Origin of the sequence: Methylopila sp. Yamaguchi (assembly GCF_002897035.1) — a bacterium.
Taxonomy (GTDB): domain Bacteria; phylum Pseudomonadota; class Alphaproteobacteria; order Rhizobiales; family Methylopilaceae; genus Methylopila.
Map to the genome: position 1 here is coordinate 30,838 of NZ_BAUX01000020.1, position 24,209 is coordinate 55,046.

At 68.0% G+C, this 24,209-nt stretch carries 21 protein-coding genes; 6 read left to right on the forward strand and 15 right to left on the reverse strand.

Translation table 11 applies throughout. The features are described 5' to 3' along the window. The first annotated feature begins 41 nt into the window (after positions 1-41). Entirely contained in the window at positions 42-1,418 is a 1,377-nt protein-coding gene (locus METY_RS18590; protein ID WP_103122878.1) for an aminotransferase-like domain-containing protein, read from the forward strand. Between the two features lie 33 nt (positions 1,419-1,451). On the opposite strand, the gene METY_RS18595 is transcribed toward METY_RS18590, so the two are convergent. The 13 genes from METY_RS18595 to METY_RS18655 form a co-directional block, all read right to left on the reverse strand. Further along, on the reverse strand, positions 1,452-3,194 hold the full coding sequence (locus tag METY_RS18595) for a nitrilase-related carbon-nitrogen hydrolase (protein ID WP_103122879.1): 1,743 nt from the start codon (positions 3,192-3,194) through the stop codon (positions 1,452-1,454). A gap of 115 nt (positions 3,195-3,309) precedes the next feature. Continuing rightward, positions 3,310-4,125, reverse strand: coding sequence for a TorF family putative porin (locus tag METY_RS18600; RefSeq protein WP_244593732.1), 816 nt, complete (start codon positions 4,123-4,125; stop codon positions 3,310-3,312). Positions 4,126-4,375: 250 nt separating this feature from the next. Continuing rightward, complete coding sequence (locus tag METY_RS18605) at positions 4,376-4,672, reverse strand: hypothetical protein (RefSeq protein WP_103122880.1); 297 nt, start codon at positions 4,670-4,672, stop codon at positions 4,376-4,378. Between the two features lie 5 nt (positions 4,673-4,677). Then, positions 4,678-5,376: a tetratricopeptide repeat protein gene (locus METY_RS18610; protein ID WP_103122881.1), complete on the reverse strand. Its 699-nt coding sequence runs from the start codon at positions 5,374-5,376 to the stop codon at positions 4,678-4,680. A gap of 4 nt (positions 5,377-5,380) precedes the next feature. Beyond that, positions 5,381-6,472 (reverse strand): ring-hydroxylating oxygenase subunit alpha, encoded by a 1,092-nt coding sequence (locus tag METY_RS18615; protein ID WP_103122882.1) that lies wholly within the window; start codon positions 6,470-6,472, stop codon positions 5,381-5,383. 80 nt (positions 6,473-6,552) lie between these two features. Next, positions 6,553-8,940, reverse strand: a complete 2,388-nt coding sequence (locus METY_RS18620; RefSeq protein WP_244593733.1) for a LamG domain-containing protein — start codon at positions 8,938-8,940, stop codon at positions 6,553-6,555. 150 nt (positions 8,941-9,090) lie between these two features. Further along, positions 9,091-9,531: a N,N-dimethylformamidase, small subunit gene (locus METY_RS18625; RefSeq protein ID WP_103122884.1), complete on the reverse strand. Its 441-nt coding sequence runs from the start codon at positions 9,529-9,531 to the stop codon at positions 9,091-9,093. Between the two features lie 185 nt (positions 9,532-9,716). Further along, positions 9,717-10,421 carry an urea ABC transporter ATP-binding subunit UrtE gene (urtE, locus tag METY_RS18630; protein WP_103122885.1) on the reverse strand — a complete coding sequence of 235 codons (705 nt, stop codon included), beginning with the start codon at positions 10,419-10,421 and terminating at the stop codon, positions 9,717-9,719. Continuing rightward, the gene (locus METY_RS18635; protein ID WP_103122886.1) at positions 10,418-11,164 is read right to left on the reverse strand and encodes an ABC transporter ATP-binding protein; all 747 of its coding nucleotides are present in this window, start codon (positions 11,162-11,164) and stop codon (positions 10,418-10,420) included. Before METY_RS18635 ends, urtE begins: the two co-directional genes overlap by 4 nt. A gap of 8 nt (positions 11,165-11,172) precedes the next feature. Next, a complete protein-coding gene (gene urtC / locus METY_RS18640; protein ID WP_103122887.1) occupies positions 11,173-12,276 on the reverse strand; it encodes an urea ABC transporter permease subunit UrtC in 1,104 nt (367 codons plus the stop codon). Between the two features lie 45 nt (positions 12,277-12,321). Further along, positions 12,322-13,197: an urea ABC transporter permease subunit UrtB gene (gene urtB, locus METY_RS18645; RefSeq protein WP_103122888.1), complete on the reverse strand. Its 876-nt coding sequence runs from the start codon at positions 13,195-13,197 to the stop codon at positions 12,322-12,324. 130 nt (positions 13,198-13,327) lie between these two features. Continuing rightward, positions 13,328-14,635, reverse strand: coding sequence for a transporter substrate-binding domain-containing protein (locus METY_RS18650; RefSeq protein ID WP_103122889.1), 1,308 nt, complete (start codon positions 14,633-14,635; stop codon positions 13,328-13,330). Positions 14,636-14,964: 329 nt separating this feature from the next. Continuing rightward, positions 14,965-15,330, reverse strand: a complete 366-nt coding sequence (locus METY_RS18655; protein WP_146035762.1) for a hypothetical protein — start codon at positions 15,328-15,330, stop codon at positions 14,965-14,967. A 421-nt stretch (positions 15,331-15,751) separates the two neighbouring features. Here METY_RS18655 and METY_RS18660 point away from each other — a divergent pair, with 421 nt between their 5' ends. The 5 genes from METY_RS18660 (at position 15,752) to METY_RS18680 (ending at position 22,578) form a co-directional block, all read left to right on the forward strand. Further along, entirely contained in the window at positions 15,752-16,453 is a 702-nt protein-coding gene (locus METY_RS18660; protein ID WP_103122891.1) for a response regulator, read from the forward strand. Continuing rightward, positions 16,446-17,996, forward strand: coding sequence for a hybrid sensor histidine kinase/response regulator (locus METY_RS18665; protein WP_103122892.1), 1,551 nt, complete (start codon positions 16,446-16,448; stop codon positions 17,994-17,996). The genes METY_RS18660 and METY_RS18665 overlap by 8 nt, the downstream gene beginning before the upstream one ends. 26 nt (positions 17,997-18,022) lie before the next feature. Further along, positions 18,023-19,297: an ABC transporter substrate-binding protein gene (locus METY_RS18670; RefSeq protein WP_103122893.1), complete on the forward strand. Its 1,275-nt coding sequence runs from the start codon at positions 18,023-18,025 to the stop codon at positions 19,295-19,297. A gap of 159 nt (positions 19,298-19,456) precedes the next feature. Then, the gene (locus tag METY_RS18675; RefSeq protein ID WP_103122894.1) at positions 19,457-20,296 is read left to right on the forward strand and encodes a CbbQ/NirQ/NorQ/GpvN family protein; all 840 of its coding nucleotides are present in this window, start codon (positions 19,457-19,459) and stop codon (positions 20,294-20,296) included. Next, complete coding sequence (locus METY_RS18680; RefSeq protein ID WP_244593734.1) at positions 20,293-22,578, forward strand: nitric oxide reductase activation protein NorD; 2,286 nt, start codon at positions 20,293-20,295, stop codon at positions 22,576-22,578. Before METY_RS18675 ends, METY_RS18680 begins: the two co-directional genes overlap by 4 nt. A gap of 126 nt (positions 22,579-22,704) precedes the next feature. Here the strand turns inward: METY_RS18680 and METY_RS18685 are convergent, their stop codons facing one another. Together METY_RS18685 and ureG are read right to left on the reverse strand one after the other, a co-directional pair. Beyond that, a complete protein-coding gene (locus METY_RS18685) occupies positions 22,705-23,562 on the reverse strand; it encodes an urease accessory protein UreD (protein WP_103122896.1) in 858 nt (285 codons plus the stop codon). Next, on the reverse strand, positions 23,559-24,209 hold the full coding sequence (gene ureG / locus METY_RS18690; protein ID WP_103122932.1) for an urease accessory protein UreG: 651 nt from the start codon (positions 24,207-24,209) through the stop codon (positions 23,559-23,561). The genes METY_RS18685 and ureG overlap by 4 nt, the downstream gene beginning before the upstream one ends.

Here is a 24,209-nt window from a genome sequence, read left to right on the forward strand (position 1 = left end):
CAATATTGCAGGCGACGCTCCTCTGAGAATTGCGACGGCCGATGCCTTGGACCCCCGACCTGACGCTCAGCGACAAGCCCCGCTATCTCGCGATCGCAGACATGATCGCGGCCGACGTGAAGTCCGGCCGGCTGGCGGCGGGCGATCGCCTGCCGCCCCAGCGGACGCTCGCGAAGCGTCTCGAGATGGATTTCACCACCGTCGCGCGCGGCTATGCGGAGGCCCGCAAGCGCGGCTTGATCGACAGCCGCGTGGGGCAGGGCACCTTCGTGCTGGGCGCACCCAAGACCGCGGCGCTGCGCGCCTCCGCGCGGCTCTCCGCCGATCTCACCATGAACCTGCCGCCCGAGCCGACCGAGCCTGAACTGATCGAGTTGATGCGGGGCGGGCTCGCGCAGGTCGGCCGGGATCTCGTGGGCCGGCTGCGCTACCAGGGTTTCGGGGGATCCCCGGCGGACAAGGACGCAGCCTCGGCCTGGCTCGGCCGCCGCGCGCTCGTGCCGTCGCAGGACCGGCTGTTCGTGACCCCTGGCGCGCACGCCGCCCTGCTCGGCATTCTCGGAATCCTCGCCAAGCCCGGCGACGTGGTGCTGTGCGAGGCCGTGACCTATCCCGGCGTACGGGCAATCGCTGCGCAGCTCGGGATCCGGCTCGTCGGCCTGGCGATGGACGCGGACGGCGTGACGCCGGCGGCCCTCGACGACGCCTGCGAGCGGCTGGAGCCCAAGGCGCTCTATCTCAACCCTACGCTCCAGAACCCGACGACGCTGACGGTCTCGGAGGAGCGACGCGCGGCCCTCGCCGACGTCGCGAGGCTCCATGAGCTGCCGATCGTCGAGGACGACGCCTACGGCTTCATCCCGATACGCAAGATCTCTCCCTTCGCGGCGATCGCGCCGGACCTCACCTGGCACGTCGCCGGCCTCGCCAAATGCATCGGGGCGGGCTTGCGGGCGGCCTATGTGGTGGCGCCCAGCGCGAAAGCCTCCTGGCCCTTCGTGGCGGCGCTCCGGGCCGCGAACGTCATGGCCTCGCCCCTCACCGTCGCGCTCGCCACCGCCTGGATCGAGGACGGCACCGCCGACGCCATCCTGCGGTTCATCCGGGCCGAGACCGCGGCGCGCCAAAAGCTCGCGACCGAGATCCTGCCGGCGGGCTCCTTCGCGGCGGACCCGCTGAGCTTCAATCTCTGGATCCCGCTGCCCGCGCCCTGGAACCGCTCGTCCTTCGTCGGCCACCTGCGCGACACCGGCATCGGCGTGGTCGCGAGCGACGCCTTCGCTGCCGGCGGGCCTCCGAGCGAGGCGGTGCGCGTGTGCATCGGCGGCCCGTCGACCCGGGACGAAATCCGCCGCGCGCTGGAGTTCATCGGCCACGCCTTGGCCGAGCCGCCGGAACTCGCCTCGTCCTACATCTGACGCGCCGCCCCACAGAGGGTCGGGGACAGCGCCTCAACCGCGGACGTTATCCCGGGCGGCCGCCAGCGGAACGTAGTGATGCGGCTGGCGCATCGTCACGAGGTCTTTCCGGCGGATCGCGTTGGTGGGGTAGGGGGTCGCGAGGTTCGTGGTGTCGAGCGTCGAGACCGCGACGCCTTCGCCCTCGAACACGACGGATTCGGTGCGGGGGAAGGTGAAGGTCTCTGGTCCGAACACGCCGCTCTTGCCGGCGTAGCCGCGCTCCGGGTCGACCACGTTGGCGAAGGCGAAGACCACGTTGTTTTCGCCCGCGCGCGCCCGGAAATGGTGCCAATGCATGGGGTCCGCGCCGGTCGGGATGGGATAGCTCTGCCGCACCGTCGTGCCGGCGTGCCCGTAGGAGAACACGCCGCCCTGGGCGGCGGGGCAGGCGATCAGGTCGCAGCCTTTCAGCGCGAGCACCCGACCGGCTTCCGGGAACAGAGCGTCGTGACCGATCAAAAGCCCGACGCGCCCCAACGGCAGGTCGAACACGCGCCAGCGATCGCCCGCCGTGGCCCAGGGCCGGTCATGGTCGCTGAGATGCGTCTTGCGGTAGCCGCCGGCGACCCCCTCGGGCCCGACCAGCGCCGCCGCGTTGTAGACGGCGTCGCCCTCGGCCTCCGCGAGGCCCGCCACGATGTGGACGCCGAGCTTGGCCGCGATCGCGTAGAGCCGCGTCACGGCGACCCCGGAGAGCGGCTCCGCTCGGCTCCCCGGGTTGTCGAGGCCGGTGAGCGACAGCTCGGGAAACACCACCAGGCTGGCGCCCCGCGCGGCCGCGTCCGCCGCGAGCTCCGCGATCCGGGCGAGATTGGCGTCGACGTCGCAGGTGGGCCTGAATTGCGCCGCCGCGACCTTGGAGACGCGACCCGTGGGAAGCGGCTGGTGGCCGTAGAGGCCGTGGAAGTCGAGGGGGTTCCAGCCGGACTGACCGGTTGCGAGCTCGGCGTAGAGCTCCGGGCGGCGCTGGGCGAAGGTCGGCTCGCCCAGCACGGTTCGCGCGCGGGCCCGGTCGGTGTCGATGTCCGCGTAGATCACGCCGTCGCCGCCGTCGATCACCGCCGCGATCGCCCCGTCTGGCTCGATCACGCAGCTCCCGCCGGAGAACTGCACCGTCCGCTCGAGGCCCCAGCGGTTGCTCTCGATGAGGTAGCAGGAGTTCTCAAACGCGCGGCTGATCCAGTACGGCGCCGGCGTGCGCTCCGAAAGCCAGTTCGAGACGTGGCAGATGACGTCGGCGCCGTCGAGGGCGACGAGCCGCGCCGTCTCTACGAAGTGGATGTCCATGCAGATGAGCAGCGTGATGCGCCCGATCGGCGTCTCGAACACCTGATGGCCGAGATCGCCCGGCGCCGCCCATTTCGGCTCGGAGATGTAAGGGTGGCTCTTGCGGTGCTTGCCGACCAGGCCCTCGGGACCGATCAGCGCCGCCGAGTTGAAGTAGAGGTTGGTCGCCGGGTCCACCTCGGGCATCCCGATGACGATGTAGGTCCCGGTCTCCTTGGCGAGCGCGGCGAAGCGATCGGTCGTCGGCCCGGGGATGGTTTCGACCTGGGAGGCGACCTCGTCCCTATCGAACCAGCAGTATCCGGTCGTCCCCATCTCGGGCGTCACGATCAGCTTCGCGCCGTTGTCCGCCGCTTCGCGCGCGAGCGTGAGCAAACGCGCGATGTTGCGCTCCTTCTCGAACATCGTGGGTTCGAACTGGACCGCGGCTGCTTTGAAGATCGGCACCGTTATCTCCGCCGGAGAACACGACGCCTCGTGACGCGGGCGCCGTTCAAACAGGAAAAGGCGTCGCGCCTGGTCAGGGGCGCGACGCCGCGGCTCAAAGCCGGAGCAGGGTCGGTTACTTCAGCTTGCTGAAGGACGTGTCGAACGACAGGCTCGCCATGTAGCGGTCGCCGCACGAGTTGAACTGACCGATGAAGGTGGCGCACTCGCGACGCGACAGGTTGCTGTCGGTGTAGCGCAGGTCTAGCGTCATCGCCTTGTAGGTGAAGCCGATGCCGGCGTTCCAGAAGGTGTAGTCCGGAATGATCGGCGACTTGATCCAGAACTTGCCGACTTCGGCCGAGACGTAGGCGCCGACGTCCGGGATCGGCATCAGCGACGACGGGATCGAGTACTTGGCGAACAGCGAGCTGTGGGTGCTGTCGTTGCCGATGTTCACGAAATCGCTCGTCCAGTAGACGTTGGCGCCGACCGAGAAGTCGGCGGTCAGGGCGTACTTCGCGATGCCGTAGATCTTCCAGAAGTCGAGGGAGCGCGTGCCGTTGATCTGGCCGACGTAGTCGATGTAGAGGAAGCCGGCGTCGAGGGTCAGGGCGTCGAAGGTGTGACGCACGCCGCCGTAGTAGTCGAGCTCCGCCGTGGGGTCAGCGCCGCCGAAATTGACGTTCGACGCCCAGAAGCCGGCGTAGACCCAATCGAACGCCGAGACTTCGACATAGCCCTGCACAGCCGGATCGCCCTTGCTCTGGCTGACGCTGCGGAGGTTGTACTCGGTGGCGAACTTCACGCCGAACGAGACGTCGATCGGAGACATCGTCTCGACGACAAAGGCTTCGGGAGCGGCGAGATCCGCGGCCATGGCGGCGTCGCTCAGCGGCAGAGCCGCGGCGCCGACGAGCGCGGCGCAGGCGAGTTTCAAAGCGTAAGACATTCCCGAAGGTCCCCGTCAGACAATTCTGATGAGCCATCTAAGCTTCATCTAGATGTCATCGCTAGGGCCGAAATGCTGCGGTGGCGAATAAGATAAGCAAGTGTTGCGCGAATGCAGCACTTGGTTTCGCAGATTAAAGGATTAGAAAGGCATAGGATTGCGCGACGAGACGCCGCACGTTGCTGATGATGATCAGATTAAAACTATGCGAGGGCGCCGCAGCAAAAGGCAGTTCGGCTAGATGAAATGATCAAACAAGCGGCAGCTCGCTGCGCTTGAACAGAAAGACGCTTGAGCCGGCGGTCGTGCTTGGGGCGGTCGGGACGTGCAGCTGTTCCGTCAGATACCGGAACACGATGCGCGCGGCCGCGGCCGATAGCGTCGGCTTCCAGAGCCAGATGTCGCGCTCCTGGTCCACTGCGTTCTCGTCGAACAGCGCCGCCGTCGCGTCCTCCGCGCAGCCAACGCGCCACTCGCTTGGATTTCCGCCGAATTCCTTGATGTAGCTGAGGAATTCGAACTTGACCTGCTGGGGGCTGAACACCATCGCCGTCAGCCTGGCATCGGGTTGAGGCGGGCGTGCCGGGAGGTCTCGGCCGTGCGCGAGCGCCAGCGCTCGACGCCGGCGGCGCCCTCGCGCTTCTCGTCGGCGGACATCTGGCTGGCGATCGCCTCCAGGGCGTTGAGGGCGGAGCCGACCCCGTGCTGGGCCGCAAGCGAAAGCCAGACATAGGCCTGCGCCCGGTTCTTCTCGACGCCGATACCGTTGGCGTACAGGAAGCCAAGACGCGCCTGCGACGGATAATGGCCGGCCTCAGCCGCCGCACGATACCAGCGCGCCGCCTCGGCGGGATCGAGCCCGACGCCCTCTCCCTTCGAGCAGAGGGTCGCGAGATTGTACTGCGCGAACACGTCGCCCTGTTCGGCGGCGCGCCGCAGCCAGGCGGCGCCGGCGGGGACGTCGGTCGCGACGCCCTGTCCCATCGCCAGCATGGCGCCGACGTTGGTCTGCGCCAGCGGATTGCCCGCCTCGGCGCCTTCGAGGTAGAGGGCGAAGGCTTTCGTCAGCGAGGCGGGCACGCCCTCGCCATGGGCGTATATTGCGCCCAGCCACGTCTTGGCCTCCGCGTCGCCGGCCTCGGCGAGGCTCGAGAATTGCGCGAAGGCGTCCTTGAAGTCGCCGCGCTTGTAGGCCGACACTGCGGCGCCGATCACCGTGGCGTCGTCGACCGGGATCTGAAGGGAAAGCATCGGGTCAGCCTCTCGGGTTCTGGAACAAGGGCTGGGGAAGGTCGTCCCGCGGCGCCCGCGCCACGCGCTCCGCGAGCGCGCGCTGCATCCAGACGCCGTGAGGTTCGGACTGGCGGGGGAGCGGTCCTCCGATGGTCTCGGGCCGGAACTGCGTGCCCCAGCGCGACAACGCGAGATGCTCCTCAGCGGCCTCGCCGGCGCGGCGGTCGATCTCGGCGCGCCAGAAGCCTGCGCTCGTCGCCGAGCCCTCGCCATAGACCGAGACCCGGCACAGCGTCTGTCCGATCGCGGTCGGCTGGAGGACGACGACGCAGGTTTCGTCAGCGGTGGCGAACAGCACGAGGTTCGGGAACAGCCAGGCCGCCCGCGCTTCGCGGCCATCGGCCAGGGTGGTCACGCCGAGGAGCCAGCGGTCGCCGTCGTCAAACAGCGGCTCCCCGCCGGCGAGATGCTGGCCGGCGAGCTTCCAGTTGGCGGGATGCTCGAGCCAGGCCTCCTCGGACCGGACGCTCTTGTGGTTGCCGAAGAAGTCGCCGAGTTGGTTCAGCGTGGTGAGGCTGGCTTCGGGCGAAGCGGGCGCGACGTCCAGGTTGACGAAGATCAGCGGCCCCCAGCTGCGGACGTGCGCGGTCAGCAGCCGCTCCGGACGTAAGCCGAGATACTGGTGCATCTCCGGCGCGCCCTCGCCGAGGTCGCGCGCGGGGATCGCGGGCCGGTCGCGGCTGTAGCCGCAGGAGGTGAAGGAGCACTTGGTCTTGGCGCCGGTCTGGCATTGCAGCGGAACCATGCGGCAACCGCCATGCTGAGCCTTGTTGAAGCGCGCGGCGAGGCCGCCCTCCGTGCGCTGCACGTGGACGCCATGGGTCCCGATCGTGAAGGGCAGCAGGTCGCCGACGTGGGGGATCGCCTCATGCGCGCCGACGCAGATCCAGTCCCGCGTCCAGACCGCCTCGTCTTCGAGCAGTGTGAAGGGCAGCGACCGGAACGCCGCCGGCGGGAGCACGCGGGGCGCGTCGCCGAGGGCCTCCGCGTAGAAGGCGGAGGACGCCAGGTCGCGCCCCTCGTCGTGATAGCCGAGGTCGGGTCTGTGCGACATGGTCCGATCCCTCATCGATCGATGGAAGTGCCGGCGCCCGCAGGGGAAGAGTGCGGGCGCCGGCGGCTGACCCCGCGCGCCTAGGCGCGCGACGCCAGAGCGGGGGACTCGTAGTCGGCGCGGCCGCGGTGCTTGATCGCGTCGGCCGGCGGGGGCGGCAGGGGGCCGTCCGCCATGAAGCGGTTCAGCACGTTGCCGACCAGAGTCGAGATGTTGTTCTTGCACTCGTTCCAGGGGAGCGAGCCGCAGAACGCGATGGAGGAGAACGAGAAGGCCGCGCCGCCGTTCGGGGTCTCGTGGTAGGCGATGTCGCCGCGCACGCGGGGATGCGTGGTGCCGTCGAGGCCCTGCTGGTTGAAGCCGAAGTCCTCCATGACGAGGAGGTAGGCCTCGGTGTGGCGGCCGGCCGAGGTCGCGACCGCGAGCGTGTGCGGAGGCGAGCCCAGCATGGTGTCGACGATGTCGAGCTCGAGGCCGGCGGCGCCGCCGCCCACGAGACCGAAATTGCCGAGCTTCTCGTCGTAGTCGATGCCCTCGAACGCCCAGGAGACGCGGGCGTCGAGGCTTTCGGAGGTGCGGCTGAAGTAGCTCGAGATGTCGAAGCCTTCCGACGACATGCCGACGCCGGCCACCGAGTGCAGATAACGGCCGCGGTAGCGCCACATGCCGCCCAGTTCGCCGGTGCCCTGGTGGTAGTACTCGCCCGGATCGGCGCGCCAGGTGCGGATGCCGCTCTCGCAGCGGCGCATCTCGGTGACGACGCCGCGGCCGAGGCCGTCGTAGGCCGGGTGGAACGAGTGCACCCAGTACCAAGCGTCCGCGCCCATATACATCAGGCGTCCGCCGCGCTGCGTGTAGTTGTGCAGGGCGTCGAGCTGCGTGCCGGAGTTATGCTCAGGATGCGAGCCGGTGATGATGACGTTGTAGTTCTCGAGGCGGGAGATCCCGTCGTAGGTGACGTCTTCGTCGGTGATGACGTCGTACTCGTAACCCATCGTCTCCAGCCAGTAGATCAGGTGGAGGTCTGCCGGATACTGCCAAGGCGCCTGGGCGAGGAAGTGGTCGTACTTCGGGCGGATCGACAGGATCGGGCGCAGCCGCGACGACAGGCAGATGCCCGAGCCGTCGGTATGGGTGTCGTAGATCGAGCCGCCGTACTCGCGGTGCTCCGCCAGGAACATGTTCTGGTGCTGCATGATCGGCACGCGGTAGATGAACAGCTCCGCGCCGCCGGCGTTGCAGGCCACGTGTTCGTTGGCGTAGGCCATGTAGCTGATGGTTGGCACCATCACCGCGATCTTGGACTGTTCTTCGCCGATCTTCGGCACGATCCAGAACGGGATGTAGTCCTCGTCGCCTTCGGTCGTGGTGAGCTTCAGCGCGTAGAACCGGCTCTTGATCTCGGTCGGGACCGTCCACTCGATGTCGGCGCTCCAGCGGGCGTCGTCGACGTCGTCGTCGTGGAAGTGAATCGCGCCGTACTCCTTCGGGGCGTGTTTCCAGTCGAAGTTCTGGCCGGCCCAGTTGTAGCCGGTGAGCGCGCGCGTCGGGCAGTTCACCAGGCGGGCGTCGAACCGGTAGGGGCCGTTGTCCTTCGCGACGATGGTGTTGATGCCGTCCCAGAAGTCCCAGGCGGCGACGATGACCTCCGAGAGCGCGCCGGTCGGGCCGGAGTTGCGGCGCTCGGTGAGGCCGGGCTGGGCGCCGCCCTTCATCTGCTCGATCTCGAACCGGCTCAGCGCCTTCTTGCAGATGCGCGGGCTGTCGATCTTGCCGTTGTACTTGCCCGCAAAGACGACGCCGGCCGGAAGCGAAGACTGCGCGAGCGGGTCGTCCGAGAGCGTGTCGACATAGGCCGCGATGGCGACCGGGATGGGCGAGTGCTCAATCTTGGCCGCGACCGTCGCTTTCACCGGCTCGATGACGGGATCGAGGGCGTAGACCACCTGCGGCTCATGGTAGAGCGTCACGTCGCCGTTCGCGGCGTCGAAGGTCGCGGCGACGAAGTGCCAGGCGTGGTCGCGGATCGGCGCGCCGGTCGTGATCTTGTGCTCGTTGATGCGCAGCTCGACGAAGCCGTCCTCGTTGATGAAAAGGCCGTAGCCCTTATCCTTGGACCACTTGGTCACGAGCCCCTGGGCCCCGTGCTTCCAGTAACGCGGATGAGTCTTCGGCGTCGTCGGCCAGATCCAGCACTGCAGCGTGAAGCTTTCGACCTGGAACACCTTGGCGTCGGGGACGAAACCATAGGAGCCGCCGTGGATGATCTGCTTGCGGCCGGCGTAGGTCTTGTTGACGTCGGCCGCGATCGGCCTCTCGATGAAGCCCGGGCCGCGCGGATTGGTGTCGCCGTTGATCATCTGGACGACCTCGGCGGCGTATTCCGCTGGCCCGTCGCAGTTGACGTAGAACTTAATCTTGTCGCCGGGGTGGACGCCGAACTTGTCGGCGTAACCTGTCAGCCGCATGGCGCACATGAATGTCGTCTCCGAGGGTATGGCGGCCGACGTCAGGCAAATCGCCGCCGTTCGCGGTCCTGGTGGGGCCGCGCGGGAGGCGCTCATGCGTGAGGCGAGCCTGAAGCGTTTGAGAGGTTCAGCGCGGGAAAGATCGGGCGGTCAGGTGACCGGCCAGTTGTCGTCCCTGCGCTTCCAGCCTTCGTTGAAATGTTCCGGCATGCCGGCGGTCTCGGGCAGCTCGTCCAGGCGCATCAGAAAGATGTCGTGCTGAATTTCCTGCTCGTCGGTGTAGACTTTGTCGTTTACAAACTCCGGCGGCACGCCGCGGATGCCGGACAGACGGCCGATGCGCCATTCGGCGTCGACCTTCGTGCAGATCACGATCAGCTTGCCCTTCGTCGATTCGCCCCGCATGCGCAGCAGCACGCGCTTCAGGACCGGATCCTCATGAACGCCGCCGGTGACCACGGTGGTGTCGCCGGGGGTCTCACACTTCAGCACCGAGAAGCCCGCGACGCCCTTCATGGAGTCGACGCATTCCTTGTGCTCCTTGATCAGAGCTTCGCGTTCAGGCGTACCCTTCTTCGGGATCGGAATCATGGCAGTCCTCCCAAGGCGTAGTCATGAAGAAGCTGAGCCCGCCGCAATAAACGTTGCGGAAGGACACTAGATCGGCAGGAAGAATGTCGTTGTCCCGCCGGTGATGACTTGCCGAAACTAAACCAATTCCAGCTTGGGCGCAATCAAATTGGACGATACGTCTAGATGTTTATTCGCGCTGAAGTCTAGATGGTCATATGGCGGTTGACCAGCTCGTCGGTCATCTCCGCAATCGGCCCCCGGGCGACGATGCGCCCGTTGTCGACCATCAGGAAGGCGTCGCCGAGCTTGCGGGCGACCTTGATGTGCTGCTCGGTCAGGATCAGGCTGATGCCCAGCTCCTTGTTGAGCATCTTCAGGATCTCGCCGATCTCGTTGACGATGTTGGGCTGGATGCCCTCCGTCGGCTCGTCGAGCAGCAGGATCTGCGGACCCACGGCGAGGGCGCGCGCGATCGCGAGCTGCTGCTTCTGCCCGCCCGACAGCAGGCCGGCGCGCCGGTCCAGGTTTTCTTTCAGGTAGGGGAAGATCCTGAGGCACAGCTCGGGAATCTCGGGGGCCTTGTCCGCGCGGGCGAAGGTGCCGAGCAGGATGTTCTCCCGCACCGTGAAGTCCGAGAGAATGCCGCGGCCCTGGGGCACGTAGCCAAGCCCATAGGTGGCGCGCACGTTGGTCGGCTTGCCCGAGAGCTCCGCGCCGTTGATGCGGATCGCTCCGGTTGAGCGGTCAGTCAGCCCCATGATGGTGCGCATCAGCGTCGTCTTGCCGACGCCGTTGCGGCCCAGCACGCAGAGGCACTGCCCCTTCTCCAGCTCGAAGGACATGTCCTTCAGGATGCGAGTGGCGCCGTAGTAGGACGTGACGTTCTCGAAGTTGAGCAGCGTGGTCATGCCGCCTCCTGCTCGCCGAGGTAGACCTCGCGCACGCGCGCGTTCCCCTCGATCTGCTGGATCGTGCCCTGGGCGAGCAGCGATCCCATGTGCATCACCACGACCTCGTCGGCGATCTCGCGCACGAAGCCCATGTCGTGCTCGACCACGACGAGCGTGGCGGTCTTGCGCAGATCCCTGAAGATGCGGACGGTCTTCTCGATCTCGCCCTCGGTCATGCCGGCGATCGGCTCGTCCATCAGCAGCAGCCGCGGCTCCTGCATCAGCACCATGCCGATCTCCAGCCACTGGGTCTCGCCGTGCGACAGGATGCCGGCCCGGTCGTTCAGACGGCCGGTAAGGCCCGCGAGGGTCGCGATCTCGTCGAGCTTCTGCTTGAGGCCCGCGACGCGGAACTTGAACAGGTTCCAGAACGGATTGGTCTGCCGGCTGTAGGCGACCTCGAGGTTCTGACGCACGGTCATGTCGCGCAGCACCGCCGGCACCTGGAACTTCCGGCCGATGCCGGAGCGGGCGATGATGTGCTCGTGCTTCGCCGTGATGTCTTCGTTCGCGAACACGATCTTTCCCGAGGTGGGTTTGATGCGGCCGGTGATGAGGTCCATCGTCGTGGTCTTGCCCGCGCCGTTGGGACCCACCAGGCAACAGAGCGTCCCCTCGGTGACCTCCATGCTGAAGTCGTTGATGACCTTGGTGGTGTCGAAGCTCTTCGACAGATTGTGGATTTCCAGAAGGCCTGGCATCGCCGCCCTTACTCCGCGGGAATGGGTTTGGCGTCGCCGTTCGGCTCGGCCGAGGCCGGTCCGCGCTTGGTCGCGAACAGACCGAGGCCGGATTCGACCAGGCTCGCGAGCCCGTTCGGCAGGAACCGCACGACGACGATGAAGAAGCCGCCGAGGATCAGGAGCCAGGTGGCGAGGAAGGCGTCGCCGAGGTAGCTCTGGGCGCCCTGGATGATGAAGGCGCCGATGATGGACCCCAGCAGCGAGTAGCGCCCGCCGATCGCCGCCCAGATCACCATGGAGAGGCTGAAGCCGACGTCGAGCTGGGCCGGCGAGACGTATTGCACGAGCATCACCCAGCAGCAGCCGGCGACGGCCGCGATCAGTCCGGAGACGGTGTAGATCACCGTCTCGTAGCCCGCGACGCTGTAGCCAAGGAAGCGCACGCGCTCGCTGTCGTCACGGATCGCCTGCGTCACGAGCCCGAACGAGCTCTGCGTGATCAGCTTGGCGAGCACGGTGGCGCCGAGCAGGAAGCTGAACACCACCCAATAAGCGGTGGGGCTGTAGGGATCGACCTCGAAGCCCGCGAACTGCAGCGAGGAGGGCGGCGTCAGGCCGTTAACGCCGCCGGTGTAAGGCTGGCGGTCGATGATGATGGTGTAGAAGGCGGAGAGCATCGCGAGCGTCATGATCGCGAAGAACGGGCCGGAGACGCGCGCCCGGAACATGATGCCGCCGAAGACCGCGCAGAACAGCGTGGGCGCCGCGACCGCGAGGATCATGCCGATATAGGTGTTCTGGAACGGCTGCCAGAGCATCGGCAGGTGGTCCAGGCTGTTGTTCAGCATGAACGGCGGGATCGGATTGGACTCGTCCTGGGTCTGCATCTGCATGGTCATCGCCATGCCGTACGCGCCCAGTCCGAAGGCGATGCCCTGGCCGAGGTTCAGGATGCCGCCGAAGCCCCAGCAGAGGCTGATCGACAGCGCCAGCATCCCGTAGACGCCGTAGGTGGCGAGCTGGTTCAGCAGGAAGCTGTCGTCGACGGTCATCGGGATGACGGCCAAGCCCGCGAAGAAAGCGGCGTAGACCAGCCACTGCGCCGTCTTGTTGTGGTAGAGATTTCCCATGGTCTCAGAGCGATCCCGCGGTGACGTTGCTGATGGAGTGCGCGCTCATCGGCGCGCGCCGGCCTGGGCGAAGAGGCCTTGCGGCCGGAACCGCAGGAACACCACGATCAGCACGAAGATGATGAAGCGGGCGAAGGTGTCGTTGGTGAAGAAGGCGAACACGGACTGCATCTCGCCTGTGACGCCGCTCGCCACCACGCTTCCGGCCAGTGAGCCGCCGCCGACCACGACCATGAGGAACGCCTGCACCACGTAGCTCGCCCCCATGGTCGGCAACACGATGGCGAGCACGCCGAACAGCGCGCCCGCCACGCCCGCGAGGCCTGCGCCGAGCGCGAAGGTCATCATGTAGATGCGGCCGGAGTTGATGCCGAAGGAGGCGGCCATCTCCTTGTTCTGCATCACTGCGCGGACCTGCACGCCGAACCGCGTCTTGTAGAACAGCAGCCAGAGCGCGAAGACCAGCAGCGCGGTCACGCCGAGCACGACGATGCGGAAGGTCGAGATCGACGCGGAGCCGAGCATCACGTTGCTCTGGAAGATCTCAGGCACCGCGAGATACTTCGGATCGCTGCCGAAGATCAGGCGGACGCCTTGCATCAGCACGAGCGACACGCCGTAGGTGGCGAGCAGAGTGTCGAGCGGGCGATTGTAGAGATAGCGGATCAGCCCGCGTTCCAGCGCGAGGCCCACCAGCGCGACGATCACGAAGGAGGCCGGCAGGCACAGCAGGTACGGCACCCCGAGATAGAACTGCAGCATGTAGGAGCTGTAGGCGCCGAGCATGATGAACTCGCCGTGCGCCATGTTGATCACCCCGGCCGTGCCGTAAATGATCGTGAGTCCGAGCGCCGCGATCAGCCAGATGCTGGCGATGCTGACGCCCAGAATGAGCGCGTTCAGAAGCGATCCAAGATCCATGACGCCTTATCCGTTCGGCCGCGTGGGGCCAATCCCAGCGCACTCGCGCCGTCGGCGAGCGCGGCGCTGATGTTGCGTTGCAATAAACGTGCCCCGCGGCGCTTGGGCGCCGCAGGGCGGAGACGTCAGGTCAGATGACGCTCTTGCGGATCTTGCCGTCGGGCGACTTGAGGCCGTCCTTGGTGCAGACGCCGGCGTCGGGGTAGATCGAGTACGGGTCGGGCGCGACGTGGTTGTCGGCGGCCTTGACGATCTTGAAGGTGCCGTCCGCCTGGCACTGGCCGATCTTCGGCTTCAGCCAGCAGTTGAAGTTGTTCTCGTCGATCCAGATCAGGCCTTCCGGCGAGACGTTGTCCTCGACGCGGACGCCGCCTGAATGATCACGGATCGCGCGCGGCGTGACGTTCTCGAAGCCCACCGCGGCCGCGGCCTTCTCAAAGCCGGCCTTGAACACGTAGGCGGAGGTGTAGGTCTCCTCCATGTTGTAGTGGGTCGTGCCGTTCTTGCCGTACTTCGACTTCAGGAAGCTCTCGACGAACTTGTTGTTGGTAGGGTTGTCGAGGGTCTGGAAGTACGGGGCCGACAGGAAGTGGCCGGCGCCGAACTCGGCGCCCATGGCGCGCGTCTCGATCTCACCGGTGGTGAGCGAGGCGATCGGCATCTTATCGGCCTTAAAGCCTTCCTGCTTGAACTGCTTGTGGAACGCGATGTCCGACGCGCCAACCACGGTCGAGAAGATGAAGTCGGGCTTGGCTTCGCGGATCTTGTTCAGAACCGGTCCGAACTCGGAGCTACCGAGCGGGATGTACTCTTCCCCGAGCAGCTCGCCGCCGGCCTTCTGCAGCCACACCTTGGCGTTCTTGTTCGATTCCTTCGGCCACACGTAGTTCGAGCCGACGAAGAACACGCGCTTGCCGAACTGCTGGACCATGAAGGGGATCAGGTCCTGCGAGTGCTGGTTGGCGAGCGGGCCGGTGCAGATGGTGTTCTGCGTGCACTCCGCTCCCTCGTAGCAGGTCGGGTAGTAAAGCAGATGGTCGCGCTGCATGACAGTCGGCAGGATCGCCTTGCGGCTCGCCGAGGTGTAGCAGCCGAACAACGCGATGACCTTCTCGCGCAGGATGAGCTCCTTGGCCTTCTCGGAGTAGACCGCGAAGTCCGACTTGGCGTCGACGATGACCGGTTCGATCGGCACGCCGGCCACGCCGCCCGCCTTGTTGATCTCCTCGATGGCGTACTGCATCACGAGGGTCGAATCTTCTTCCGGAACCGCGAGCGAGCCGGTGAGGGAGAACAGCAGGCCGACCTTGATCGGCTCCCCCTTCTTCAGGGTCGCGCCCCAGGCCTCGCTGGCGGTCGGCAACCAAAGATGCGGCGCAGCAAGAGCGGCGGAGGCCGCTGCCGTCGTCTTCAGTAAATTACGGCGGGTGAACTGCATGTGGGCGGCCCTCAGGTGAAAGGCGTAAAGGCGAAAGAAAAGGCGGTCCGGCAAGGCGCAAGCACTTGCAACTAGACTTTACATCTAGATGCTAGGGTCGGGCATCAGAGGTCGTCAAGGTCTTTCTTTAGAGGCATCGAAATTTCTCCATGCGATGCAGCCCGGCGCCGTTTTCATGCTCAAAGCCCGCTCTCATGCTGTGCACGGCGTCGCAAAATTGAGCGGTTTCGGCCGCGGGCTCCGGCGAGATGGCCGGCAGGGGCGGTTCGTCTGAACTGTCGGGCTACTTGCGCTGCGGGCGAGGGCGCGTCTGTGCGCGCCGACAGCCGTCACGTTTCAAAGAGATCCTGGACGCGGCGGAGAAACAGGCCGTGCTCGGCCTCCTCCGGCGACGCGTAGAGCCGCTCGTCGAGAGGGCGGGGCCCAAGGCCCAAGCCCCTTGCATTCTCAACGAGTCGATAGGCCTCAAATGGCTTTACGACCAGCACCGCGTAGCCGTCGGCCGCGGCCTCGCGTTGGAAATAGACCATCAGACGTTCGAGCGCTTCGCTGCGCTGACCGGGCGGCGGCGTGCGGCGGTGCTCGTCGATCACGGCGTCGGTGACGAGGGACCGTAAAAACTCGCGCTGCTTTCGACCGTAGCGGCGGCGCTCCGGGAGGGTTCTCAGATCTCCAGCGGCGGGCTTGGGGAGCATGTCGATCAGCCCAGGGGTCTGGAGAGGAGGCCCATCGATCGCTTCCCCACAACCAGCTGCGGTCCCGCGTGATTAGAGCTAGAGGTATCATCTAGATATTTGCGAGGCTAATGCTGCGTCGATCCAGCCGTCAAGCTGTCGTCTTCGCTGAAAGCGCGGGCCGGCGACGCACTGCCGAGCACGCCGGAGTCCGTTCAATTTCGCGGATGCGGCGCCGTCGCTCTCCGCGAGCGTCGCCGTGCCGTGAGGCGGAGCCGCGTGCTGTTGGTTGGGCGAAAGCAGCGGTGGAGCGGCTTTGCTGTCCTCTTGGAAAGGTGCGGCAATCGTGACAGAAGGTTTCGATAGGCGGGCGGCGCGCGCATCGAAGCAGCGTCAGCGCTAGACGCAAACGCAGCGCCGAGAGAAACGATCGCGTGAAGGCATGAAGGTTCTCATCGCCGACGACCATTGGGTGGTTCGACAGTCCTTGAAGCAGGTCATGCGGCGCCTGCATCAAGCGCTCGAAACCTACGAGGCCGAGACGTTCGACGAAGCGGCCGCCTTGCTGGTCGAGCACGACGACATCGATCTGATGCTGGTCGACCTCGTGATGCCCGGATTCGACGCCTTCGACGGACTGAGGCGGCTGCGCGCGAGTTTCCCGGACGTTCCCGTCGTGGTCGTGTCGGTCCACGAGGACGTGGACCATGTCCTGCGGTCGGTCGAACAGGGCGTCATCGGCTACATTCCCAAATCGTCTGGTGGTCCGGAAATCGAACGCGCTCTCGAACGGGTGCTCGCGGGCGAGGTGAGCTTTCCGCGCAGGATCATCGAGCGCTCCGCGTCCGCCCAGCCGCCGGCGGTGCGGGCTCCGGCCTCGGCCGAGGCGACGACCGCCGCGGCCGTCGCGATCGATCCAGCGCGCGATCTCGACGCGCTCACCGCGCGCGAGCGGGGCGTTCTCAGCCTGCTGGGGCGTGGCTATTCGGTGAAACGGATCGCCGAGGAACTGGAGCTCAGCAGCCAGACCGTCCGCGTCCACCTCGGCAACGCCATGCGGAAGCTGAACATCCGCGATCGTTCCGCCGCGGTGCATTACGCCATCAGCCGGTTCGGCGCCGCGGCGACCGCAGGACGTGGCTGAGACCGACGCCGCCGCGGACCCGGACGGTCGGCTGGCGGCGATCTGGGCCGGCCTCGACGTCGCGCCCAACGGCATCCTGGTCTGGGGCGACGACCGCCGGCTGCTCTACGTCAACGACCGGTTCCGCAAGACCTGCGATCTCCCGGCGTCGGTCGGGATGACCTACGACGCCTTCGTCTCCGCCATGGCGCGCTCACACGAATGCTTCCTGCCGTGCGAGCCGGAGGAGTGGGAGCGCGAGGAAATCGCCGATTTCGGCGTCGAAAAGCAGCGCGACTACCTCTTCGCGACCGGCGCGGTGATGCAGGTGACCCATGCGCCGTCCCGCCTCGGCGGGATGACGGTGACCTTCACCGACGTGACCGCGATCAAGCGCAACGAAACGGCGCTGCAACTCGCCAAGGAGGCGGCGGAGGCCACCGACGAGGCTAAGTCCCGCTTCCTGCGGGCGGCGAACCACGACCTCCGCCAGCCGCTCGCCTCGCTCAAGATCCTGATCTACAATTGCATCCGCGAGCCGATCGAGGAGCACCGCTCCGACATGCTGCACGCCATGGGCGTGGCGGTCTCGATCATGGAGGACCTGCTCGGCGCGCTGCTTCAGATCGGCCAACTCGACGCGGGCCGCATCCAGCCGCGGATCACCTCGTTCCAGCTGTCGCAGCTGTTCGAGCGCCTTGACATCCAGTTCCGCCATCAGGCGGAGGAAAAGGCCTTGCGGCTGAAGTTCGTCGCCCCGCGCGGCACGATCGCGACCGACCGCGCGCTGCTGGAGCGGATCCTCAGCAACTTCGTCGCCAACGCGATCCGCTTCACCGAGGTCGGGGGCGTCGTGGTCGGATGCCGCCGCGAGGGCAAGAGCCTCCGCATCGAGGTCGTCGACACCGGCCGGGGCGTCCGGCCCGAGGATCGCGAGCGGGTCTTCGACGAGTTCTACCGCGCGACCGAAGAGCGGCGGATGCAGAAGAGCGGCCTCGGCCTCGGCCTCAACATCGTCAAGCGGCTGGCTGAACTGCTGGAACATCCGGTCCGCCTGCGTTCGGAGCTCGGCAAGGGCTCGATCTTCTCGGTCACCGTCCCTCTCGGAAACATCTGGCACAGCGAGGCCGGCCGGGAGGTCGAGATCAGCGAGGCGGTCGCGGGCGAGTTCGTCGGCACGCCGGTGATCCTGGTCGAGGACGACGACATCCTGCGCGAAACCATGACGCAGCTGCTGCGCCGCTGGGGGATTGACGTGCACGCGGCCGCCGACGAAAGCGAAGCCATTCGCCTGGTGGAGGGCGGCGTCACGCCCCAGCTGATCGTGGCGGACTACAACCTGAAGACGCGGACGGGCGTCGATGTGGTCGAAGGCGTGCGGCAGGCGATCGGCGCCGCCACCCCCGCCATGATCGTCACCGCGGACGCGGAGCCGCGCGTGCTCGAAGGCATCCGCGCCGCGGGTCTGCCGGTGCTCGTGAAGCCGGTCAGCCCGCCGCGGTTGCGGGTTCTGATGCACAACCTGCTTTTTGAACCTAGTCTCACGAAGTTGTCCGGCCGCTGAGCGCGCGGCCCTAGGGAAAGCAGAGCGTGGCCGCCAGCCAAGACGTCGTGCCGATCGGCAGCATGATCCCGCTTACGGGGCCTTCGGCCGCCGACGGCGCAGAGTTCCGCAAGGGAATGATCCTCGCCGTCGAGGAGTTGAACGCGCGCGGCGGGCTGCTGGGGCGGCCGATCCGGCCGATCTTCGCCGACACCTGCCGCCAGACCGCCGAGGAGGTGGTCGGCGCCGCCCGCTGGCTGATCGAGAAGCATCAGGTCCACGCCATCGTCAACGGCTACAACATCGGCCCGCAGAACTCGGAGTATGAGCCGATCGCGGACGCCGGCATCATCTACGTCCACGCCAACACGCTGCTGCAGCATCACGACACGGTGATGAGCGACCCCGAGCGCTACTTCGGCTGCTTCATGGCCGACCCGGCGGACTACTGGTACGGGCCGGGCTTCATCAAGTTCATCTCGTGGCTCCGGGACTCCGGGCAGTGGACGCCGAACTCGGACAGGCTCGCGATCATCTCAGGCTCGAAGCCCTACAGCATCGTCATCGCCAACGCGATGGCGGCCGCCGCCGCCGATTTTGGCTGGCGCCTCTGCTTCGGGCCGAAGATCGTGCAGACGCCGACCAGCCAGTGGCGGGACGTGCTGGACGAGGTGCGCGCGACCAACCCGGCCGTCATCGCCAACACCCACTTCTACGCCGGCGACCTCGCGCATTTTCAACGGCAGTTCAGCGAGAAGCCGATGGACTGCATCGTCTACCTGCAATACGGCGCGATGCACCGCACCTTCACCGACATCGCCCAAGAGGCGGCGGTGGGCGTCATCGTTTCCTCCGTCATCGGCCTGCTACGCGACGAGATGGGGAAACGCTTCGAGGCGCGCTACAACGCCCGCTTCGGCGAGGGCTCCACCGCGACCATCGGCTGCCAGTCCTACAGCAACATGCACCATTACGCCGTCGCCGCCGCCATGGCGGGAGGCTCCGGGCCGCCCGGCGACTTCGAGCAGAACCGCAAGGTCGCCTTCGCGCTGAAGGGCATGATCTACCGCAGCGTCCACGGCACGATCCGCTACCACCCCGATTGGCAGGCCGTGGTGCCGTACCCCGTCGTGACGCACGACCCGTCTCTCGGCATGCCGCACATCTTCTACCAGATCCAGGACTTCCGGAAGCCGCTGTCGATGATCGCGCCCGAGCCCTACAACACCGAGCGCTTCGTCTATCCGCCCTGGATGAGCGGGCGAGGGACGGCGGTCCGCCCGGCGGCGCCGGGCAATCCGCGGGGTCTCACGGGCCTTTAGCCCCGCAAAGGCTTGAAGCCCGCGCGGTTTCGGGCGTTAATCGGGTCAAGGCGTCGCGACAGGATCGTCGCGGCGCGTCTCCGGCAAAGGCGCCGGGCGGCAGGCGTCGCAACGACCGCCGCGCATCCCGCGCTTTTCCCAGACAATCCGGAGACCGCCATGGCCGCAACGCCGGCGTCGGGCCGCCTGTCCGCCCACGAGATCCACGACGAGCCGTTCTATCGCCCGGTCGGCGACGAGATCGACATCTTCGCCGCCGCCTACGCCAGCCGCCTGCCCGTCATGCTCAAGGGACCGACTGGTTGCGGGAAGACGCGCTTCGTCGAGCACATGGCCTGGCGCCTGAAGCGGCCGCTGGTCACCGTCGCGGCGCATGAAGACCTGACCGCGGCCGACCTCGCCGGCCGCTTCCTGCTCGCGCCGGAAGGCACGATCTGGCACGACGGACCGCTCACCATGGCGGTGCGCGAAGGCGCGATCTGCTACCTCGACGAAATCGTCGAGGCCCGGCAGGACACCACCGTCGTCATCCACCCGCTGACCGACGCGAGGCGGGCGCTGCCGCTGGAGAAGAAGGGCGAGCTGGTTCCGGCGCACCCCGATTTTCAGCTCACGATCTCCTACAATCCCGGCTACCAGAGCGCGGTGAAGGACCTCAAAGAGTCCACCAAACAGCGCTTCGTGGCGATCGAGTTCGACTACCCGGAGGCGGGGATCGAGGCCGAGATCGTCGCCCGCGAGGCCGGGGTGCCCGCCGATCTCGCCGGGACGCTGGTCGACGTGGGCTTACGCTCCCGCAACCTGCGCGGCCACGGCCTGGCAGAGGGCGCGTCGACCCGCATGCTGATCCACGCCGCGGTGCTCGCCCGGGGCGGGGCCTCGCTCGAAGCCGCGGTGCGCTCCGCGATCCTGCTGCCGATCACCGACGAGCGGGACGTCCGCGAGGCGCTCGGCGCCGCCATCGCTGCCGGGCTGCCCGCAGCCACGCGCCCGCGGTGAGCGTGCACGCCGTGCTCGAGGCGACGCCACACGCTTCGGCGCGCCGGGACGTGGCGCGCCTGCTGCTCGGCCGCGAGGACGTGGGCCCGGCGCTGGCCCAGACGCTGCGCCGCCTCGACACGCTGTGGCCGGAGGCCGAGGTCGAACTCTGGGCGGGCGGCGTTCTCAGCCTGCTGCACGCCAACGCCGGAGCCCGCTGCCTCCATGCCTTCGCTCGCGCGACGGAGGCCCTGGCCGGCCGGCGGGACGCCGCAGCGCTCGTGCGCGACGCCGCAGGCGCCGCTGAGGTCGCGCGCCGCGGCGGGTCTCAGGCGGGGCGGGCGGCGCTCGACGCGCTGCCGGCCGCGGCGCTGAAGCTCCCCACGTCCGCCGAGCGCGCCAAGTGGTGGGCCGGCCTTGCGCGTCTGGCTAGGGAGGCGCCGGACTGCCTCGCGCCGGTCTGCGAGCGCGCGTCCGCGCTGCTCGGCCACGGCGAAGGCGCCGCCTTCGAGAGCTTCGTGGCGGCGGGCCTCAAGGCCTCCGGCGGGGACCGCGAGAAACGCCGCGCCTTCTTCACGCTGCAGGACCCCGCGGCGCGCGCCTTGCTCGAGCGGGCCGCGGGCGCCGTCGCGTTCCAGGACGTCGAGCGGCGGCTGAAGCTTTTCGGCCGCGCCTTGTGGGGGACGGCGCCGAGGCTCGCCGCGCTCCAGGGCGCTGGCGTCTCAGCCGCGCCGCAGCGCGCGTCGATCGTCGGCGATCTGGTGCGCCTGCCCGCCGTCTACCGCGGCGTCACCGGCGCGCGCGCCGAGCCGCTCTACCGGGCGGCGCTCGCCCACGCCCAGGCGCATCAGGCGTTCAGCCGCCGCCAGCGGGCGGAGAAGCTGAAGCCGTTGCAGATCGCGCTGGTCGGCCTTGTGGAGGACGCCCGCGTCGAGGCGCTCGCGCTCCAGCGGCATCCGGGCCTGAAGGCCCTCTGGGCGCCGTGGCACATGGCGCAGCCCGGCGACGCCATGACGGCCGCGTTCCTAATGGCGCGGCTCGCGCGCGCGTTGTTCGACCCGGACTACCAGGACGACGACGGCTTCGTGGGGAAGGGGAGGCGGCTGTTCGCGGAAGCCTCCGGCCGGCTCGACGACCCGACCGCGGCGCGCGCCATCGGCGGCCTGCTCGGCCACGACCTCGGCCAGATGCGGCTGCGGTTCGATCCCAAGATCTACGTTCCCGAGCCGCTCTACCGCGACGACAACCTCGGCCTCTGGACCTTCGACGACGAGCCTGACCAGCAGGCCGACGAGATCGAACAGGCGGTCGACGCGGCGCGGCTGACGCCGCAGGAGGCCGACGAAGGCCGGGAGGGCGACGACCCGCCGAAGCCGGACGCGGGCCGGGCGCGCGAGGCGCCGGCGGACGACCGCGGCGTCGCCATTGCGACTTATCCCGAATGGGATCGGGCGGCGGGCGTCGAGCGCCCGGACTGGACCACGGTGCGCCTCGTGGCGGCCGGGCTCGGCGACGCCCGCGCGCTGGAGGAGAAGCTCGACCGCCTCGGCGGCTTCCGCGACAGGATCGCTAGGCTCGTGCGAGGCGCGCGCGTGGGGAAGGCGGCGCGGCTGAAGCGTCAGCCGGAAGGCTTCGACCTCGACCTCGACGCCGCGGTCGACGCCGCGATCGCGATGCGCACCGGCGACCTGCCCGACGACCGCATCCACCGCGCCTCCGGCCGCCGCGCCCGCGACGTCGCGACGGTCGTGCTCGTGGACGTCTCGGAATCGACCCGCGACCGCGCCGGCGCCGGCACGGTGCTCGACATCGAAAAGCTCGCGGTGGCGGCGCTCGGCCACGCCATGGAGACGGCCGGCGACGTCTTCGCCGTGCGCGCCTTCGCCTCCTGCGGGCGGGACGAGGTGCGGCTCAAGGAGGTGAAGAACTTCGACGGCCGCCTGGACGCGGCCGCCATGGCGCGGCTCGCGGGGCTCGAGCCCGGACTTTCGACACGCCTCGGCGCCGCGCTCCGGCATGTGGGCGCGGAGCTGGAGGACGTCCGATCGCACCGCAAGCTGGTCATCGCGCTGACCGACGGCGAGCCCTCCGACATCGATGTGACGGACCCGCTCGACCTCGTGGAGGACGCCCGTCGCGCGGCCCTATCACTCAGGCGGCGGGGCGTCGACGTGTTCGGCGTGACGCTCGGGCCGCACGCGGCGACCGACGTGTTCAGGCGGGCGAACACCATGCCCGCGCGCCGGCTCGACGACCTGCCGGCGCGGCTGTCGGAGCTGTACTTCCGCCTGGCGCGGCTGTGAACTGATTGGCGTTCAAACCCTGGCCGTCATCCTCCGGCTTTGACGGAGGATGCATCTAAGGCGCTGAACGCAATCTCTGGCGTGGGTGGCCCGGCTAAGCCGGACCACGACGCAGCTTCAACCGCTCTACTTCCGTCTCCGCGCCGGGGCGAAGCCCAGCATGGCCGCCACGCCCAGGTTGAAGATCGCCTCCACGCCCGTCGCGATGCGTCCGCCGTTGGCGGCGAGCATCCGCACGCCGACGCCGGCGCCGTTCGGCAGCGGGCTGGCGCCCGCCCGGCAGCCGACGGCCTCCAGCGCCTGCTCCAGCGCGTCCGCCGAAGGGAGTTTTTCCGCGGGACCGAGCAGCATCGCCGAGCCGTAGGCGCCCATGCCGGCGCCGAGCAGCGAGGCTGGACCGATGAGGTCGGCGCCGTCGACCGTCGAACGGTCGAGCGCGAGCAGGCGTCCGTCCGGTCCATAGACGGCGACCTCGGAGGTCAGCGACCGGAACGGGCGATCCCGCCCGGCGAAATCATGCCAGGCCACGCCGTCCGCGAGGATCGCCAGCGCGCCCTCGGCCAGATCCACCCGCGTCCGAACGCCGAGTTCGGCTCCGGGAAACAGAATTAGCGGGTCGAGCGTCAGCGCGCCGAAGGCGCCGGCACCGATAGCGATGTCCGTCGTCTGCCGAGCGCGGGCCGCTCCGGTGTCGTGCACCACCGTCGCGGCCTGGCTTGTGACATGCGCCGCCGCTCCGTCCTTCACCGTGAAGGCGAGGTCGAGCACGTCGCCGCGGTAGACGCCGCCCGAGGCCGACTGCAGGTAGAGCGTCGCGAGATCCGGCCGCGCCCGGTCGAGCGCGAAGGGCCGCGTGGTGTGGAAGGGGTAGGGGCTGACCTGCCGGACAAGCGCCGAGCGACCACCGCCGCGGGCGAAGACCAGCTCGGCGCGGCGATGGCGGCCTGCGGCGGCCTCGCCTGACGCGTAGTCGGCCGGCTTCATTCGCGGAACAGCACGGAGCGGCAGATGGCGTCGGCCAGCGCTTCCACGCCGTCGCCGGCGCGGGCGTTGGTGGCGATGACGGGGCGGCCGCTCCGCACCGCGCTCGCCTCCGCCAGCATGCGTTCGAGATCGACGCCGACATGCGGCGCGAGGTCGATCTTGTTGACCACCAGCAGGTCGCTCTTCAGCACGCCCGGACCCTTCTTGCGCGGGATGTCGTCGCCGCCCGCGACGTCGATCACGAAGATCCACCAGTCCACGAGGTCGAGCGAGAAGGTCGAGGCGAGGTTGTCGCCTCCGGACTCGAACACGATCAGCTCCAGGCCTGGAAAGCTCGCCTCCAGCTCGTCGCCGGCCGCCATGTTCAGCGTCGGATCTTCGCGGATGACGGTGTGCGGGCAGGCGCCGGCCTCGACGGCCAGCACCCGCTCCGGCTCGATCAGCCCGGAGCGCCGCAGCCGCTCGGCGTCCTCCTTGGTGACGAGGTCGTTGGTCACCACCGCGAGGTTCACGTCGCGGGCGCGAAGGACCGGGATCAGCCGCTCGATCAGCGCGGTCTTGCCGGAGCCGACCGGCCCGCCGATCCCGATGCGGGCGGCGGTCGATTTGGGCGCGCCGGCGAAAGTCTGGGGAGACGGGTGGAGCAC

What these genes read in the sequence shown, in the direction of transcription:
- urtE (WP_103122885.1), bottom strand. Translation starts at nt 10,421, where the DNA reads ATGACCACGCTGCTCAACTTCGAGAACGTCACGTCCTACTACGGCGCC.
- urtB (WP_103122888.1), bottom strand. Translation starts at nt 13,197, where the DNA reads ATGGATCTTGGATCGCTTCTGAACGCGCTCATTCTGGGCGTCAGCATC.
- METY_RS18635 (WP_103122886.1), bottom strand. Translation starts at nt 11,164, where the DNA reads ATGCCAGGCCTTCTGGAAATCCACAATCTGTCGAAGAGCTTCGACACC.
- METY_RS18600 (WP_244593732.1), bottom strand. Translation starts at nt 4,125, where the DNA reads ATGTCTTACGCTTTGAAACTCGCCTGCGCCGCGCTCGTCGGCGCCGCG.
- METY_RS18675 (WP_103122894.1), top strand. Translation starts at nt 19,457, where the DNA reads ATGGCCGCAACGCCGGCGTCGGGCCGCCTGTCCGCCCACGAGATCCAC.
- METY_RS18660 (WP_103122891.1), top strand. Translation starts at nt 15,752, where the DNA reads ATGAAGGTTCTCATCGCCGACGACCATTGGGTGGTTCGACAGTCCTTG.
- METY_RS18625 (WP_103122884.1), bottom strand. Translation starts at nt 9,531, where the DNA reads ATGATTCCGATCCCGAAGAAGGGTACGCCTGAACGCGAAGCTCTGATC.
- METY_RS18650 (WP_103122889.1), bottom strand. Translation starts at nt 14,635, where the DNA reads ATGCAGTTCACCCGCCGTAATTTACTGAAGACGACGGCAGCGGCCTCC.
- METY_RS18615 (WP_103122882.1), bottom strand. Translation starts at nt 6,472, where the DNA reads ATGTCGCACAGACCCGACCTCGGCTATCACGACGAGGGGCGCGACCTG.
- METY_RS18590 (WP_103122878.1), top strand. Translation starts at nt 42, where the DNA reads ATGCCTTGGACCCCCGACCTGACGCTCAGCGACAAGCCCCGCTATCTC.
- urtC (WP_103122887.1), bottom strand. Translation starts at nt 12,276, where the DNA reads ATGGGAAATCTCTACCACAACAAGACGGCGCAGTGGCTGGTCTACGCC.
- METY_RS18605 (WP_103122880.1), bottom strand. Translation starts at nt 4,672, where the DNA reads ATGGTGTTCAGCCCCCAGCAGGTCAAGTTCGAATTCCTCAGCTACATC.
- METY_RS18685 (WP_103122896.1), bottom strand. Translation starts at nt 23,562, where the DNA reads ATGAAGCCGGCCGACTACGCGTCAGGCGAGGCCGCCGCAGGCCGCCAT.
- METY_RS18620 (WP_244593733.1), bottom strand. Translation starts at nt 8,940, where the DNA reads ATGCGGCTGACAGGTTACGCCGACAAGTTCGGCGTCCACCCCGGCGAC.
- METY_RS18610 (WP_103122881.1), bottom strand. Translation starts at nt 5,376, where the DNA reads ATGCTTTCCCTTCAGATCCCGGTCGACGACGCCACGGTGATCGGCGCC.
- METY_RS18655 (WP_146035762.1), bottom strand. Translation starts at nt 15,330, where the DNA reads ATGCTCCCCAAGCCCGCCGCTGGAGATCTGAGAACCCTCCCGGAGCGC.